General features: G+C 60.9%; 17 protein-coding genes. 8 read left to right on the forward strand and 9 right to left on the reverse strand.

Annotated elements, in window-relative coordinates:
* Positions 1 to 127: 127 nt before the first annotated feature.
* From HYI44_RS08215 to HYI44_RS08240, 6 genes are all read left to right on the forward strand, one after another.
* Positions 128 to 316, forward strand: coding sequence for a hypothetical protein (locus tag HYI44_RS08215; RefSeq protein WP_201147202.1), 189 nt, complete (start codon positions 128 to 130; stop codon positions 314 to 316).
* Between the two features lie 311 nt (positions 317 to 627).
* Positions 628 to 999, forward strand: coding sequence for a bacteriocin (locus HYI44_RS08220; RefSeq protein ID WP_225569148.1), 372 nt, complete (start codon positions 628 to 630; stop codon positions 997 to 999).
* A 112-nt stretch (positions 1000 to 1111) separates the two neighbouring features.
* A complete protein-coding gene (locus HYI44_RS08225; RefSeq protein WP_045058978.1) occupies positions 1112 to 1582 on the forward strand; it encodes a glycine zipper domain-containing protein in 471 nt (156 codons plus the stop codon).
* A 30-nt stretch (positions 1583 to 1612) separates the two neighbouring features.
* Entirely contained in the window at positions 1613 to 1792 is a 180-nt protein-coding gene (locus HYI44_RS08230; protein WP_045058979.1) for a hypothetical protein, read from the forward strand.
* A gap of 95 nt (positions 1793 to 1887) precedes the next feature.
* On the forward strand, positions 1888 to 2100 hold the full coding sequence (locus HYI44_RS08235; protein WP_201147201.1) for a hypothetical protein: 213 nt from the start codon (positions 1888 to 1890) through the stop codon (positions 2098 to 2100).
* A gap of 125 nt (positions 2101 to 2225) precedes the next feature.
* Positions 2226 to 2921 (forward strand): HAD-IA family hydrolase, encoded by a 696-nt coding sequence (locus HYI44_RS08240; RefSeq protein WP_122838070.1) that lies wholly within the window; start codon positions 2226 to 2228, stop codon positions 2919 to 2921.
* A 65-nt stretch (positions 2922 to 2986) separates the two neighbouring features.
* On the opposite strand, the gene HYI44_RS08245 is transcribed toward HYI44_RS08240, so the two are convergent.
* The 7 genes from HYI44_RS08245 to HYI44_RS08275 all read right to left on the reverse strand — a co-directional run bounded on the left by HYI44_RS08245 (position 2987) and on the right by HYI44_RS08275 (position 11566).
* Positions 2987 to 3733, reverse strand: coding sequence for a 3-oxoacyl-ACP reductase family protein (locus tag HYI44_RS08245; protein ID WP_045058982.1), 747 nt, complete (start codon positions 3731 to 3733; stop codon positions 2987 to 2989).
* 212 nt (positions 3734 to 3945) lie between these two features.
* The gene (locus HYI44_RS08250; protein WP_225569149.1) at positions 3946 to 5187 is read right to left on the reverse strand and encodes an OprD family porin; all 1242 of its coding nucleotides are present in this window, start codon (positions 5185 to 5187) and stop codon (positions 3946 to 3948) included.
* Between the two features lie 152 nt (positions 5188 to 5339).
* On the reverse strand, positions 5340 to 7076 hold the full coding sequence (locus HYI44_RS08255; protein WP_225569150.1) for an acetyl/propionyl/methylcrotonyl-CoA carboxylase subunit alpha: 1737 nt from the start codon (positions 7074 to 7076) through the stop codon (positions 5340 to 5342).
* Positions 7073 to 8692 (reverse strand): 5-oxoprolinase/urea amidolyase family protein, encoded by a 1620-nt coding sequence (locus HYI44_RS08260; RefSeq protein ID WP_225569151.1) that lies wholly within the window; start codon positions 8690 to 8692, stop codon positions 7073 to 7075. Before HYI44_RS08260 ends, HYI44_RS08255 begins: the two co-directional genes overlap by 4 nt.
* A 9-nt stretch (positions 8693 to 8701) precedes the next feature.
* A complete protein-coding gene (locus HYI44_RS08265) occupies positions 8702 to 9508 on the reverse strand; it encodes a putative hydro-lyase (protein ID WP_225569152.1) in 807 nt (268 codons plus the stop codon).
* Complete coding sequence (locus HYI44_RS08270; protein ID WP_122838075.1) at positions 9505 to 10275, reverse strand: LamB/YcsF family protein; 771 nt, start codon at positions 10273 to 10275, stop codon at positions 9505 to 9507. Before HYI44_RS08270 ends, HYI44_RS08265 begins: the two co-directional genes overlap by 4 nt.
* Positions 10276 to 10303: 28 nt before the next feature.
* Positions 10304 to 11566: an NRAMP family divalent metal transporter gene (locus HYI44_RS08275; protein WP_240890153.1), complete on the reverse strand. Its 1263-nt coding sequence runs from the start codon at positions 11564 to 11566 to the stop codon at positions 10304 to 10306.
* A gap of 254 nt (positions 11567 to 11820) precedes the next feature.
* Here HYI44_RS08275 and HYI44_RS08280 point away from each other — a divergent pair, with 254 nt between their 5' ends.
* Entirely contained in the window at positions 11821 to 12501 is a 681-nt protein-coding gene (locus HYI44_RS08280; RefSeq protein ID WP_225569153.1) for a GntR family transcriptional regulator, read from the forward strand.
* A 10-nt stretch (positions 12502 to 12511) separates the two neighbouring features.
* Entirely contained in the window at positions 12512 to 13435 is a 924-nt protein-coding gene (locus HYI44_RS08285) for a LysR family transcriptional regulator (RefSeq protein WP_122838077.1), read from the forward strand.
* Positions 13436 to 13659: 224 nt separating this feature from the next.
* Here HYI44_RS08285 and HYI44_RS08290 read toward each other — a convergent pair whose 3' ends face one another.
* Complete coding sequence (locus HYI44_RS08290) at positions 13660 to 14388, reverse strand: aspartate/glutamate racemase family protein (RefSeq protein WP_122838078.1); 729 nt, start codon at positions 14386 to 14388, stop codon at positions 13660 to 13662.
* 55 nt (positions 14389 to 14443) lie between these two features.
* Positions 14444 to 15976 (reverse strand): NCS1 family nucleobase:cation symporter-1, encoded by a 1533-nt coding sequence (locus HYI44_RS08295; RefSeq protein WP_225569154.1) that lies wholly within the window; start codon positions 15974 to 15976, stop codon positions 14444 to 14446.
* Between the last annotated feature and the right edge of the window lie 541 nt (positions 15977 to 16517).

Here is a 16517-nt window from a genome sequence, read left to right on the forward strand (position 1 = left end):
TCGGGCGCGCTGTGATCTGAATGACAAGTCCAGTCGTGACCGACTAGTCTCAAAACCCTTGGTGATCGATATGGTTCGGGCAAATAGGGCTTGCCGGTGTCGATCCCGCTTTTGAAGGGGCGAAGTGATGACTGAACCGTATATCGAAGACGACGGGTCCGAGTTTCCGATCAACAATTGCGTCCAGTGTGGCCAGACCGAATACGTGGCCAGCTTTGGGGAGGACAAGCACCAGGTTGGCAAGATCAAATCGATGGTGAGCCAAGGCCCCAAGGCGAAGTTCCTGCCCAGGGTTGCGGCCGCTTCCAGAAAGTAAGCAGCCATCTGACAACCCCGCTGAACAGCGGGGTTTTTTATGGGCGCCGAAAAAAGTTTAACCAGGCGTGTTGATCTCAAATTCTTTCACAACTTTTTCACAAGGGTTTGCGTAGTCTCAGCTCATCCGTTAGAAAGCAAGTCCTGGCCCGTTTCCCCAGCGGGCTTTTTTTTGCCTGTCATAAAACCTTTTCCCATATCGCTGTCCAACCGTCGCTGTTTCCAGCAACGGAGGATTTGTGTGGACGTTTCCTCCGCTTGGGCATTCAATGCCCGGGTTTCGGTTTCTCCCTATTTTTTGAGGTTTTTGTCATGCGTTTAACACTGCCTGCTCTGGTTCTGGGACTTTTCGTTGCACAAGGCGCGATGGCCGCTGGCGATGGCACGGCCGCGATCGGCGGCGGCCTGGGCGGCGCCTTGGGTAACGTGGTTGGCCAAAGCATGGGTGGCAGCACGGGCGCAGCAGTCGGCGCAGGCGTCGCGGGCGCAGCCGGCAGCGCTGTTGCGGCACGTAAAGGCAGCCGCACCAAGGCTGCGATCGGCGGTGGTGTTGGCGCTGCAGGTGGCTCGGTAATTGGTAACAGCCTGGGCGGCAAGACCAGTTCCACCATCGGCGCAGGCCTGGGCGGTGCATTGGGCGGTGGCGTCGGCAGCAACCTCGGCAAGGGTCACAAGCGTCACTGATCCTGTTGATCCAAAAGCAAAGCCCGGCTAATTGCCGGGCTTTTGCGTTTATGAACGTTTCCCCCTGCAGAGGCTCAAAGCCATTACATCCCCAACGCATGCGAGGTGCACCATGACATCTAAATCCGAAAGCAAACCAGGCGACTGTCGTCGTCAAGGCTTGACGTTGTCTGCATTGGTATTGGGACTGATGGTCAGCCACGGCGCCGTGGCCGCTGGCGACGGCACCGCAGCAGTCGGCGGTGGCCTCGGTGGGGCACTCGGGAATGTCGTGGGTCAGCAAATGGGCGGCAGCACTGGCGCGGCCATCGGCGCAGGCGTCGGTGGGGCCGCGGGGAGTGCGGTAGGGGCGCCCAAGGGCAGCCGCACGGCCGCTGCGGTGGGGGGTGGTTTGGGTTCTGCGGGTGGTTCGGTGATTGGCAACAGCCTGGGCGGTTCGACCGGTTCGACCATTGGCGCAGGCCTCGGTGGTGCAGCCGGTGGCGCTGTCGGCAACAACCTGGGTACCGATGACGGTGGTTCGCATTCCAAGGGCAATCACAAGCACAAGAATAAAAACAAGTATAAGAATAAGCATCGTTGATCCATCCCTGCACCCTGCGAGGTATGCCCCATGACGCCTGAAACAGAGGGCAAGGAAGAAAAAGGTCCGAGTGGACTGCCGTTTATCAACGATCCGGGAAATGAAGATCCAGGGTCGGTAATGGACGATGCAACAGTGCCGCTCAATGACTCCGATGACGCTGGCGATGTCGACTACGAAGACGAAGAGCTGGACGAAGACGAGCAATAAGCTGTCGACCGACTGTCTCTCTCATAGAACGGCCGTGCCGCCGAGGTCGTCGAACTGTCAGGGCCTGCCATTGCAGGCCCGTCGAGAGGTGACCCATGAAATCTGTTCCCAAAGCATTCGACCCGGATGAAACGCCTGAGTATCCCCTGCCATCCCCCACGGACTCCCTGAGTCGCGATCAACGGCCGCCTGACGAAGACACGGCCGTGGAGCAGTTGCCCAGGGATGATGTGAAGCGTGGGGATGTAGAGGCCGTTCCCGATGATCAGGACATTGCCGGTAATGATGCATCCGATGAACCGAGCTGACGTCGTCGTGGATGTCGGACGCCTTTACCCTTTCCTCAAGTCGATATCCTGCTGAACCCTTTAATCCGTCGCAGAATCGGTGCTAACGTGCGGGTCCTCTTGTTGTTGAAAACGGATCAGACGCGATGAATGCACCGCTGAACGAATTCGGCCCGATCAAGGCTGTGATTTTCGATATGGACGGCTTGTTGCTGGACACCGAGGGCATCTACACCGAGGTCACGTCGATGATCGCCCAGCGCTATGGCCGGGTTTTCGACTGGAGCATCAAACAGAACATCATCGGGCGCGGCGCAAATGATCTGGCGCGCTACGTGGTCGAGGCCCTGGACCTGCCGATCTCCGCAGAAGAATTCCTGGTGATTCGCGAACCGCTGATGCGTGAGCGTTTTCCACACGCGCTGGCAATGCCCGGCGCCCAGGAACTGGTGCGGCACTTGAAGGCGAACAATATCCCCATCGCGGTGGGCACCAGTTCTTCACGTCAGTCCTTCGGCCAGAAAACCACGCTGCACCGGGAGTGGTTCGATTTATTCGATTTCATCGTCACGGCTGATGATCCGGAAGTGGGCGCGGCCAAGCCGGCACCGGACATCTTTCTGACCGCCGCGCGGCGTTTGGGTGTCGATCCGGCCGACTGCCTGGTGTTCGAGGATTCGCCCTTCGGCGTCACAGCAGCGAAGGCGGCGGGCATGACCGCCATTGCCATCCCGGATGCGGCCATGGCCGATGAAAAGTACGCACATGCCGATGGCATCCTGCGCACGCTGAAGGCGTTCAAGCCCGCTGACTGCGGCTTGCCGGCGTTGGAATGGGCGTAAATCAGCAGGCATGAAAAAGCCGGCCACCTGATCAGGTGGCCGGCTTTTTCACGCAGGTGTTGCCATCAGGCGCCAAAGCCGCCGTCGATGGTCAAGCTGGCACCCGTGATGTAGCCCGCTTCAGGGCCCACCAGGTACGCCACGAAGCTGGCGATTTCATCGGCATGACCATAACGACCTACTGCCATCAACGGGATCAGGCTGTCGGCAAAGTCACCCTGTGCAGGGTTCATGTCGGTGTCGACCGGGCCGGGTTGCACGTTGTTGATGGTGATCCCGCGCGGGCCGAGGTCGCGTGCCAGGCCTTTGGTCAGGCCGACCAGCGCCGACTTGCTCATGGCGTACGGACCGCCACCGGCGAAGGGCATGCGATCGGCATTGGTGCTGCCAATATTGATGATGCGACCGCCTTCGGTCATATGCCTGGCAGCGGCCTGGGTAGCAATGAATACACTGCGTACGTTGATGGCCAGGGTCTGGTCGAAGTCTTCGAGCTTGAAATCTTCCAATGGCGCAACCGCCAGCACACCTGCGTTGTTGACCAGGATATCCAGCGCGCCAAAGGCTTCGACGGTGGCCGTGACCGCGTGACGGATGGCCTCGGCATCGGCGCTGTCGGCCTTGATGGCCAGGGCCTTGCCGCCATTGGCGGTGATGCTGTTCTGCAATTCTTCGGCTTTTGCCGTGGAGCTTACGTAAGTGAAGGCAACGGCTGCGCCTTCAGCGGCCAGGCGTTTGACGATGGCTGCGCCAATACCGCGGGATCCGCCTTGGATCAAAGCCACTTTGCCGCTGAGGTTCTGAGTAGTCATGTCTATCTCCAAAGTCGCCGGGGCGAGATGTCCCGGTTGATGGAGCCTAGTATCGGTTCGGGATTACCTGCCGGGTAGACGGTAATCACGATAGTCTGTGTAAACCATAAGTTTACAATGGCTCCTGTGGAAACCATCAGCAGTATCGAATGCCGAGGGCTTCCCAGGGCCGAACAAAGGCTCTGCTCAAACCTCGTCCAAGCGATCCGCCTTTACCACAATGCCAACGTATAACTCAGGATCAGCCGTGTCTCATCCAGGTCATTGCTGAAGTTCGAGCGGACCGTCGCATTTCGAACCTTGACCCCAAGATTCTTCAGCGAACCGCTTTGCACCACGTAGCCGATATCGGTGTTGCGCTCCCACTCTTTCCCCGAGTGACTGCCCGCTACCTGCACATTGTCGCCATTGACGTAACGGGTCATGAAGGTGAGGCCGGGAATGCCCAGTGCGGCGAAGTTGTAGTCATAGCGCACCTGCCATGAGTGCTCATCGGTGTTGGCAAAGTCGTTGATCTGCACAAAGTTGACCAGGTAGGGGTCGCTATTGGCGATGTACGGGAACGGGTCGTCACCGCTCATTCGCTGATAGGCGCCGGTCAATACACTGGAGCCCAGGGTATAGGCCACTTGCCCGTTCGATGCGCGGTTGTCGAGTGGGCGGAAATTACCGTCGTCGGTACTTTTCGAATAGCGCAGGTCGAACTTGAGGGACTGTTGCGCGGCGAGAGGAATTTCATAGATGACCCCGCCAAAGTACTGTCGATAGATATTTTCCAGGTTGCCGTAGAACAGGCTTGTACTCAGGGCTTTATTAAAACTGTAGGTGCCGCCGGCAAATCGGAAATCATCACTGACGCCGCCGATGCGGTTACCCGTGAAGTCCTGGTAGTTTGAAGAACTGTTAAACTTGATTTGCTGCAATTTGCCGCCTTGCAGGGCCAATTGGTCGATATCTTTTGAAGTCAGCAGCGCTCCTTCGAAGGTCGAAGGCAACAAGCGCGTGTCATTACTCGACACGACTGGCGTACGGAAAGCCAGGGAGCCGACTTTGAGTTCCGTTGCAGAGACCTTCGCCTTGGCCGTCAGGCCCAGCTTGGAGTACTCGCTTTGCGAGCCGCGGCCGTTCTTCGAGCTGAGGTCAGCAGGCAACAGGCCGGTGCCACCGGACCCATCGCCGCCGTCGAGCTTGATGCCGAGCATGCCGATGGCGTCGAGGCCAACGCCGATAGTGCCTGCGGTATAACCCGACTCAATGCGCAGCATCGCGCCCTGCGCCCACTCCGCCGCAGCGTCACGCTCTGCCGTGGGCGGGCCGTTACGAAAGTCACGACTGAAGTAGAAGTTGCGCAGTTCCACACTCGCTTTGCTGTCGGCAATAAAGTCGGCCGAGGCGGTCACTGGTAAAACCAGCGCGCAGGTACCCGCAATGGCAAAAGCCTTGTTGATTGACATGCTCTTGATGCTCCAGATAAACGGCAGCTTTTAATGGTCAGGTTTTATTGTTTTTTTCATGAAAAGTTACAGCTGAACTTTTCTGCGGGCAGCACGCGGCAAGCGGGTGGTTAACCCGTTGCGCGACTACCTGTAAAAGGAAAAGCTTTAAATCAAGCCAGGATCTTGATGCGGCCAATCACCGAGCCGGCTTCAAAATAGTCACCTGCCTGTTTGGCGATCTGCACCTGGCCTTCACAAGGTGCAAGGACCGAAGTTTCCATCTTCATGGCTTCTACAACGGCAATGACCTGCCCGGCACTTACCGGCTCGCCGTCTTCGACCACCCAGGTATGCAGATTACCCGCCACGGGCGTCAGTACCGCCTGCGGGTCAATGACCTCGGGGGCCGCGCTTTCGCTGGTGGTACCCGCTGCATTCAGGCTGACGCCGCGCAGCAGCGCAGCTGGAAGGCCCAGTTCGTGTCGTTTGCCGTCGATCTCGACAAACGTACGCAGTATTTCCGGGTCGGCCGATACAGCAGCACGTGGGGCGAGCGTGATCTGCTCGGCGAAATCGGTCTCGATCCAGCGCGTGTGTACGGCGAATTTATCGGCACCGGTGAAGTCATCATGATCCATGACGGCCCGGTGGAACGGCAGCACCGAGGCGATGCCCTCGATGTTGAACTCAGCCAGTGCGCGCCGGGCGCGGACGATAGCCTGTTCGCGGGTGGCGCCGGTGACGATCAATTTGGCCATCATCGAATCGAAGGTGCTGGGCACTCGCGAGCCGCTTATAACGCCGCTGTCCAGGCGCACGCCCGGGCCAGATGGTGGCAGGAAATCGGTGATCTGACCGGGGGTGGGCAGGAAGCCTTTGCCCGGGTCTTCCGCGTTGATGCGAAACTCGAAGCTGTGGCCACGCGGGGTCGGCGTCTCGTTGAAGGACAACGGCAAACCATCGGCGATCCGCAATTGCTCGATCACCAGGTCAACCCCGGTGGTCTCTTCAGTCACCGGGTGCTCGACCTGCAAGCGGGTATTGACCTCAAGGAACGACAGAGTGCCATCCTGGCTGAGCAGGAACTCCACCGTACCGGCACCGACGTAGCCCGCCTTGGCGCAGATATCCTGGGCAGACTGATGAATACGCTGGCGCTGTTGGTCGCTGATAAAAGGCGCAGGCGCTTCCTCCACCAGCTTCTGATTGCGCCGCTGCAAGGAGCAGTCACGCGTGCCGACGACCACGACCTTGCCGTGTTTGTCGGCGAGGATCTGCGCTTCGATGTGCCGGGGCCGGTCGAGGAACTGCTCGACGTAGCATTCGCCACGACCAAAGGCCGCTTCTGCTTCGCGCACGGCTGAGGCGAACAATTCAGCCACCTCATCCATGCGCCAGGCGACTTTCATGCCGCGTCCGCCGCCGCCAAAGGCTGCCTTGATGGCAATTGGCAGGCCGTGCTGCTCGGCAAAGGCCAGTACTTCGGCGGCGCTTTCGACCGGGCCAGGCGTACCGGCCACCAGGGGGGCACCGACCAGGTGGGCAATTTTTCGTGCCTCGACCTTGTCGCCGAGCACGTCGATGGTCTCCGGGTTGGGACCGACCCAGATCAGCCCGGCCTCGATCACGGCCCGGGCGAAGTCGGCCCTCTCAGACAGGAAACCATAGCCGGGGTGCACGGCATCGGCGCCGCTGCGTTGGGCGATGGCGATCAGTTTGCCGATATCCAGGTAGGTCTCGGCCGGGCGCTGGCCATTGAGTGAGTAGGCTTCGTTGGCTTGACGCACGTGCAGGGCGTCGATGTCCGCATCGGCATACACCGCCACAGACTGCACGCCGTAGTCACTGCAGGCGCGGGCGATGCGGACAGCAATTTCACCACGGTTGGCAATCAGTAATTTCTTCATGGGAGTTTGTTCACATCGGCAGTTGATGAAGAGGCTTGCGTATCGGGTTGCATCTCTTTGAAGCCACCCAGAGGGTTGAAGCGTATTTGCGCATTGACCGGGATCTGGCCCGCCAGGTCCAGGTGGTAGCTGGCGACTGCGCCGATCACCGGGTAACCACCGGTCAACGGGTGATCGGCGAGAAACAGCACCGGTTGGCCGCTGGCCGGAACCTGGATGGCGCCTACGGAAGTGCCTTCGCTGGGCAACTCCTGATGGTTGCTGCGTTCCAGCGGCGTTTCACCCGCCAGGCGAATACCGACCCGGTTGGACTGTGAGGTGACGCGCCACAGCTGGCTGCCCAGACGCTGGATGGCGTCTTCGGTAAACCAGTCAGTGCGCGGCCCCATGACCACGTCGAGGGTCACGATGGTGGCCGCGGTGGGCAGGTCAAAGGCGGGAGATTCGTTCAACGAAACGCTGGTGCCTGTCGTCAGCGCGTTAAAGCCCAGTCGGTCCCCGGCCGCGAGAGCAGGGGGGCCGACCTGGGCGAGCGTGTCGGTGGACAGGCTGCCGAGCACCGCAGTGGCCTCAAAGCCGCCGCGAATCGCCAGGTAACTGCGCAACCCTGCCGAAGGTGAACCCAGGCTGACTTTGTCCCCGGGCTCCAGTTCGATGGGCTGGTAGTTGTCGGCAGACCATTGAAGCCCACTGGCGTTGGTGATGATGACCGGGGTTTGCGCGCCGGTGATTGCGATCACCGCATGGCCATGACAGATGAAGCTCAGGCCGCCGAGCACTGCTTCCACGCAGGCCATGTCCGAAGGGTTGCCGACCGCGCGGTTGGCTGCGCGCAGCGCGCCGAGGTCCAGTGCGCCGGAGCGGGATACGCCTTGGCCGGTCTGGCCGGGTCGGCCCATGTCCTGGAGGACGCAGTGCAAGCCGGGCGTAATGATTTGCAGGTAGGCACCGCTGGGGGCGGCGGCGCTTGCCTGCGCAGTGGGGGCGGGCAGGCCGCCTGCCGGAAGCGGGCCGGCATCGGTGAACCGCACTTTGTAGCCGGGGCGAAGCAGGGCCGATTCAGCACGGTTCAGGTCCCACATCTGCAGCGGCGTGACGCCGATGATCTGCCACCCACCAGGGCTGGCCTGCGGGTAAACACCGCTGAATTCCCCCGCCAGGGCAACCGCACCTGCGGGTATGCGGGTACGCGGCGTTTGTCGGCGAGGCACCTGGAAACCCGCACCGCCGGTCAGGTAGGCGAAGCCCGGAGCAAAGCCGCAAAAGGCCACGCTGTAGTCATGGGCGGTGTGGCGTTGAACCACCTCGGCGCGGCTGATCCCCAGCAGCGTTGCGACTTCGTCCAGGTCTTCACCGTTGTAATGAACGGGAATTTCCACCCGGCGATGCTCGATCGCGCGGCGCTGGCTCAGGTCCTGGCCGGCGATACGATTGACCAGCGCCTGCCGCGCAATGGCGCTGGGGCGGAACTGGATCAGCAAGGTTCGTGCGGCAGGAATGATTTCTTCCACGCCCGCAATAGGCTCCGCCGTCAGGGCGTCGAACAATGCCAGGGTCTCATCCAGGTCGTTCAATTCGACGAGCAGGGCGTCCAGGTTTACCGGTAAGAAACGCACAGCAGACTCCTAGACGTGGTACGTGCTGTCGGGCACGTCGGTGATGAACATATGGCCGGGCGAATGGGTGATTGCGAAGGGTACGCCCGAGGCCATGACCGCGGCTTGAGGCGTTACCCCGCAAGCCCAGAACACCGGGACCTCGCCCGGCTCGATGCGCACGGCGTCACCGAAATCGGGCCGGGCCAGGTCCTGGATCCCCAGCAAGCCAGGCTCGCCGACGTGGACCGGGGCCCCATGCACCGAGGGGTAGCGCCCGGAGATACCGCAGGCCTCGGCCACGCGATCAGCGGGGATCGGTCGCATCGACACCACCATCTCACCCTGCAGGCGCCCGGCCGGGCGGCAGGCACGGTTGGTCAGGTACATCGGCACGTTGCAGCCATCGGCGATATGCCGCACTTCAATGCCTGCCTCTTGCAGGGCTGTTTCAAAGGTAAAGCTGCAACCGATCAGGAAGGCCACCATGTCGTCGTGTTCGGCCCAGGCCTGGGTGGCGTCGCTGACTTCCTCCACCAGCTTGCCGTCACGCCAGATGCGGTACAGGGGCAGGTCGGTGCGCAGGTCAGCCCCTGCCGCCAGCCGGGTGTGGGGGCTTGCAGCGTCAGTGACGTCAAGCACCGGACAAGCCTTGGGGTTGCGTTGGGCATACAGCAGGAAGTCGTAGGCCCAGTCGCGGGGCAAGGCAATCAGGTTCGCCTGAGTCATGCCCGGTGCGATGCCGGCGGTGGGGGTGACCAGGCCGCCGCGGTAGGCCGAGCGAGCTTCACGGCCAGCGGCGATGGCCGCCTGGCGAGCGCGTTCCAGGGCGTTCATGGACGACCTCCGGCAAACGGTTGCAGGGACATGTTGGCCTGTTCCAGCACGCGACGCAGTTCACGGGCCATGTCCACCGCTGCCGGGCTATCGCCGTGGACGCAGATCGAGTCGGCCTGGATGCTGACCAGGCTGCCATCGATCGCTTCCAGGGTGCCGTGCTCAACGAGGTGCAGCATGCGTTGGGCGACGAGCTTGGGATCGTGCAGCACGGCGCCGGGTTCGCGGCGAGAGACGAGGGTGCCTTGTGGGGTATAGGCACGGTCAGCGAAGGCTTCGGCGATACACTGCAAGCCCTCGTTACGGGCCAGTTCAATCAGGCTCGAGCCTGCCAATGCAACCAATACCAGGCTGGAGTCGATCGCGCGGATGGCTTCGATCACGGCCAACGCCTGACGACGATCGTGAGCAATGGTGTTGTACAGGGCGCCGTGGGGCTTCACATAGCGCACGCTGCTGCCAGCGGCCTTGGCCAGACCCTGCAGCGCGCCGATCTGGTAGATCACATCAGCCGTCAGTTCATCGCTGGACAGGTCCATGTTGCGGCGGCCAAAGCCGACTTTGTCCGGATAAGCGACATGGGCACCAATGGTGACGTTTTTTGCCACCGCAGCTTTCAGCGTCTGCAGGATGCCGGCCGGGTCGCCGGCGTGAAAACCGCAGGCGACATTGGCGCTGGTCACGACGTCGAGCATCGCGGCATCGTCGCCCATGCGCCAGGCGCCGAAGCTTTCGCCCAGGTCGCTGTTGATGTCTATCGTTGGCATTAACTTGACTCCTTGTTCGTCATCGGGCTCAGGCAATGTTGAGGAAGGCGAAAATCGGCCCGACGGATTTGATCGCCATGTACCAGGTCAGCAGGCAGGTCAGGGCGCCTAGCAGCAACAGCCAGCGAGGGTAATGATAACCGTCCATGAGGTCGGACCGGCGCCAGCCCACGTAGATGAAGATGCTCAGGCCGATGGGCAGTATCAGGCCATTAAAGCCGCCAGCGAAGAGCAACAATGCCGCCGGAGCCGTACCCATCAGGACAAAGATCAGCAGCGACAGGGCGATGAACACCATCGTGGCGCGGTTGCGTCCCTTCTCGGTGATGCTCGGCATGAACACGGTGATGAAGGAAATGGACGTATAAGCCGCGCCGATCACACTGGTGATACTGGCGGCCCAGAGGATGAGGCCGAAAACGCGCAGGCCGATTTGCCCAGCCGCTGCCTGGAAGGCTTGCGCGGCCGGATTGGCGCCCTGACCCGAGGTGTCGATAACGACGCCACTGGCCACCACGCCAAGGATGGCGAGAAACAGGACGTAGCGCATCAGGCCGGTGACCAGGATGCCGCTCAGGGCTGCCTTGGTGACTGCCTGGAGGTTTTCGACTCCGGTAGTACCGCGGTCCAGCAGTTTGTGAGCCCCGGCATAGGTGATGTAACCGCCGACCGTGCCGCCGACAATGGTGGTAATGGTGGCGAAGTTGATCTGGTCCGGAAGTACGGTCTGGTAGAGCGCCTCACCCAGTGGCGGATTGGAGGCGAAGGCCACGAACAGCGTCAGGCCAATCATCACCAGGCCCAGCACCACGATCAGCCGGTCGACGGCCAATCCGGCGCGGTGGGAGAGGAAGATGCCGATGGCCAGCAGGGCGCTCAGGCTGCCGCCCCATTTTGCATCAAGCCCCATCAGCGCGTTCAGGCCCAGCCCGGCACCGGCGATGTTGCCGACGTTGAACACCAGGCCGCCGAAGATCACCAGCACCGCCAGCAGGTAACCACTGCCTGGAATCGCTTTGTTGGCCACGTCTGCGGCGCGCATTCGGGTCAGGGTGACGATGCGCCAGACGTTCAGTTGCACCACGAAGTCGATAAGAATCGACGCCAGGATACCGAACGCAAATGCCGCACCCATCTTGGCCGTGAAGGTGGCGGTCTGGGTAATGAATCCAGGACCGATGGCAGAAGTCGCCATCATGAAAATGGCGGCGACCAGGGAGGACCGTCGCGCCTTGGCAAAATCCTGAGCGGTCTGTGTCCCGGCGGACGGTGTCACGGCTGTCTCTGTCACGGCATCATTCCTTCGGTAGGGGATGGTTTGATTGAGCAACGAGCGTGCCAGGTTTCAATCATATGGCTGAAAGTGTTGATGCATGGCTATTTGATTGTTGAACAATCCATTCATGGTAGTTCCACAATGCGCACCAGTTTGTAACCATATCACTCCTGCGTGTTACTTATTGATGCACTCGGCACCCTCGGTTCTTGCTATGCGCTGAGCTCTGATAGAACATCAAAATGACTTTCCCTGACTCTGGACCGCACATGAACGACGTTGCACATTCCCTTCCGCGCTCGCTGGGTGAGTCCATTACCCAGGAGGTCCGCAGGATGCTGGTCGAAGGCGAATTGGTACCGGGCCAACGGCTGTCCGAAGCGGCGCTGGCCGATAGTCTGCAAATTTCCCGCAACACGCTCAGAGAGGCATTCAGGGTCCTGACCCGTGAGGGTTTGCTCAAGCATGAGCCTAATCGCGGGGTCACTGTGGCGGTGCCTGATATGGCGTCGATCATTGACATCTATCGTGTACGCCGCTTTCGTGTACGCCGCTTTATCGAATGCAAGGCCATTGCCCAGGGGTACCCGCTGCACCCGGGGGCATTGCATATGCGTCAGGCGGTGGAGGCGGGCATGCAAGCGCGCGAAGCCAAGGATTGGAAAGCAGTCGGCACCGCTAACATGATGTTCCACAAGGCTATCGTCGAGCTCGCCGACAGCCCGCGATTGGTGGTGTTCTATGGGCAGATATCGGCCGAGTTGCGCTTGGCGTTCGGCCTGCTGGATGACGCCGAATTCCTGCACATGCCTTACGTCGACATGAACATTTCAGTCTTGCGTTGCATAGAAGAGGGGCGACCGGAGGAGGCGACCCGGATGCTCGAAGCCTATCTGGTGCAATCGGAGCGCACCGTTCTGGCGGCCTACGAACGCAGCATGAATCGATAGTCAGCCCCGCATGGAAACCTTCAGCAGTATCGAATGCTTTGTACGCAGTGCCGAAGTCGGCAGCTTCGCCGAAGCCGCGCGGCGCCTGAGCCTTACGCCGGCGGCGGTGGGCAAGAGCGTCGCCAAGCTGGAGGCGCGCCTGGGCGTGCGCTTGTTCCAGCGCAGTACGCGCAGCTTGAGGTTGACCGAAGCCGGCCAACTGTTTCTTGGCGAGGTCAGCGCCAGCCTGAACACCATCCAGAACGCCGTGGCCAACCTGGCCAGCGCGCAGGGGCTGCCGGCGGGGACGTTGAAGGTCAGCATGGGCACGATGTTCGGTCGGTTGTACGTAGTGCCCCTGCTAGGCGAGTTTTTGCGGCGGTTCCCGGCGATCAACCCTGACTGGCATTTCGATAACCGCCAGGTCGATCTGATCGCCCAAGGGTTTGACGCGGCGATTGGCGGCGGGTTTGACCTGCCCCAGGGCGTGGTCGCTCGCAAGCTGACGCCGGCGCATCGGGTGCTGGTGGCTTCTGCGGACTATCTGGCGAGCCGGGCGCCGATCCTGGAGCCTGAAGATCTCGGGCATCACGACGGTATCCTGATTCGTTCGCCGCAAACCGGGCGCGTGCGCTCTTGGCAGTTGACCAGTCGCACCCGGCAACACAGCCCCCTGGTGCTCAAGGCGCGGATGACCATGAGCGATTCCGAAGCGGCCTGTGCCACGGCGGCTCAAGGCTTGGGCGTGGCCTTGGTCAGCATGCCCTTTGCGTTGGGGTATCTGGAGGCGGGGACCTTGCAGCGGGTGTTGCCGGACTGGTGCGTCGACGATGGCAACATTTCCATCTACTACGCCGAACACAAGTTGCTGCCGGGCAAGACCCGGGCATTTGTGGATTTTGTGATTGAGCAGTTCGCGCAGCAGGGCTTGGGGCAGAGATTCAGTGCTATCTGAGCAAGGCTTGCCACCGAGGTGCTGCCATCGCGGGCAAGCCCGCTCCCACAGGTTCGATGTCAGCTTCCAAATATGTGTACTGCCTGTGGGAGCAAGGCTGCTCCCACAGGTTCGATGTTGTCTCCAATTACAGGTAGCACCTGTGGCCCCCCAGGTTCGATGTGGTCTTCAGTTATATGGGGTACCTGTGGGAGCGGGCTTGCCCGCGATTGGGGCGCTTCGGTCTACCGACCAAACCGCACCGGCCAACCAATGATCTTCTTCGGCCGCGGCGTCGCATAGGTGCGCACCTTGGACGTCGACAAGCCCAGTCGCACCAGTGATTCGGCAATGGTAACCGCCGCTGTCACGCCATCCACGACCGGCACGCCGGTGCGCTGGCGGATCTGCTCGTCCAGGCCGGCCATCCCGCCGCAACCCAGGCAAATCACCTCGGCCTTGTCTTCGAGCACCGCCAATTCCGCCTGGCGGACAATGGCTTCCAGCGCACGCTGCGGATCCGATTCCAGCTCCAGCACCGCCAGGCCACTGGCCCGCACGGAGGCGCAGCGGTCCCACAGTCCGGAGAGTTTTAACCGGTCCTCGATCAGGGGCACGGTGCGATCCAGGGTCGTGACCACCGAGTAGGCATGGCCGAGAAACATCGCGGTACTGGCGGCCGCATCGGTGATGTCCACCACCGGCACGTCCAGCAGTTCCTGCAGGCCTTCGCGGCCGTGCTCGCCGTAACCGGCCTGGATCACCGCGTCGAAAGGCTGGTCGTAAGACATCACCCGGTCCATCACGGCAATCGCCGCCAGGTAACTTTCGAAATTGCCCTCCACTGAGTCGGCGCCGAAATACGGCGTCAGGCCAATGATTTCCGTGCCCGGGGCAGCCACTGCCTGGGCCGAACGGGCGATTGCCTGGGTGATGGACTCGGTGGTGTTGACGTTGACCACGAGAATTCGCATGGGAAGTCCTTATAGCGGGTGGTTCTGCGGCCCGACGTCGCCGGGCCGCCAAGGGTTAGTGACCGGCGTTGTCGACCGCGATGGATTCACCGCTGACGTCAGCGTAATGAGGCTCGCGCCGGGCGATGATCAGGTAGAGCATCCCGGCAATCCCGTCTCCGATCAGCCAGGAAAACGGGGACACGCTGTGAAAGCCCGGCACCAGTGCCAGGACGATGGCGATCAGCGCTGCAGGAATGAACGCTGCCACCGCGCGCAGGTTGACGCCGCGGCTGTAGTAGTAGGCGCCGTCGGGGTCTTCGCTGTACAGCTGAGGCACGTTGACCTGGCCTTTTCGCACCAGCCAGTAATCGACCATGATCACCCCGTACAGCGGCCCCAGCAGGGCGCCCAGGCCGGACAGGAAGTACACGATCACCAGCGGGCTGTTGTAGAGGTTCCACGGCAGGATCAGCACCGCAAGGGTGGCGCTGATCAGGCCGGCGCGGCGGAAGGTCAGGTATTTTGGTGCCAGGTTACTCAGCACGAAAGCCGGTGCGACGAAGTTGGCCATGATGTTCACGGCCACCGTGACGATCAGGAAGGCCAGGCAGCCCAGCACCAGGAAGAAGGTGTTGGGGATCGAGGCAATGATCTCGGTCGGGCTTTCGATGATTCGGCCGTTAATTTGGAATTGCGCGCCGCACAACAGCACGGTGATGGCCGCAAACACCAGGATGTTTACCGGCAGCCCCCAGAAATTGCCGACCTTGATGGTCTTGCGGCAGGGCGAGGAGCGGGCAAAATCGCAGAAATTGAGGATCAGCGTGCCGTAGATGGCCAGCCACAAGGCGCCGCCGGCAAAGATGTTGCGCCACATCTCGCCGCCGCTCAGCGGTTCGCGGATCGACCAGGCGATGGTCGCATCGGCCTGGGTGTACATCCACCCGGCGAGGGCGGCGACGGTCAGCAGGATCACCGGGCCGGCAAACGCTTCATAACGTCGCACCATCTCCATGCCGTAGGCCAGGATGGCCAGTTGCACCAGCCAGATCGCCACGAAACACACCCAGCCCAGGCTCGACAGGCCAAGGATCGAGTTGTGGTCGTAGTCGGCGAAACCGGGGTGCACTGCCGTCAGCAGCACCCGGAACACCACCGAGGCCAGGTACGTCTGGATACCAAACCAGGCGATGGCGATAACGGCGCGGATCAATGCAGGAATCTGCGCGCCATGGATGCCGAAACTGATCCGGCTGATCACCGGAAACGGCACGCCGGTTTTCTGGCCCATGTAGCCGGACAGGTTCATGAAGAAGTAGACGAGAGCTGCGCCGATCCCCAGGGACAGCAGAATCTGCCAACCCCCGAGCCCCAGCGCATACAGGCCGATGGCGAAGGAGTAGTTGGCGATGTTGTGCACATCGTTGGTCCATAGGGCGAAAATACTGTAGCGGCCCCAGCGCCGCCCCTCGGCCTTGGTCGGTGCCAGGTCCTTGTTGTGCAGGCGCGGGCTGAGAACGACGGGGCCGTCGCAAGGTTGATCAAAGGGTGAAGGAGGGAGGTGTAGATCCAGCGCGATATTGTTATTGGAGAGGCTAGTACGCATTCCGGCAGGCTCCTGAAGCTTGGCGTTGCGATGACTGTGCTTGAGCAAGGGCTCGACAAATCTTCGTCGCGAACGGCAAACATCATTGGTTTCGGGGCATCTGCAGCCTGTACGGGATAGGGCGCTTCAGGCTTGCGGATCTAAAGTGTGTGTATGTTTTGGATTGTGTTGTATACAAAACATGTATGCACTCAAGCGAGATCTGTGCCAGAGAACGATCTATGAAAGTGGCTGTTAATTTCCTTTCGTTATCAAATTTCGCTAACTAATTGATTAATAAGCTAAATAAACTGACTGTTTGATCAGCTATTTATTTTTACGGAGGGGGCGTCAGTACAGGGTCGGCGGAGGGGGTGAGGGCGGGCAAATGTAACTTTTTGGGGCGCTGAAACGAAAAGTGCACACACAAATGACACCGATGGTGACATTCGTGTGTACACATTCTCGCAACTCCGCTCCCTCCCTGTAGGAGCGAGCTTGCTCGCGATAAACCTGAAGGCGCCGTGGGGTGTCTGGCTTCCCGCGATATCGTTTAAGACCA

Source organism: Pseudomonas sp. Y24-6 (assembly GCF_020295325.1).
GTDB classification, from domain to species: domain Bacteria; phylum Pseudomonadota; class Gammaproteobacteria; order Pseudomonadales; family Pseudomonadaceae; genus Aquipseudomonas; species Aquipseudomonas gregormendelii.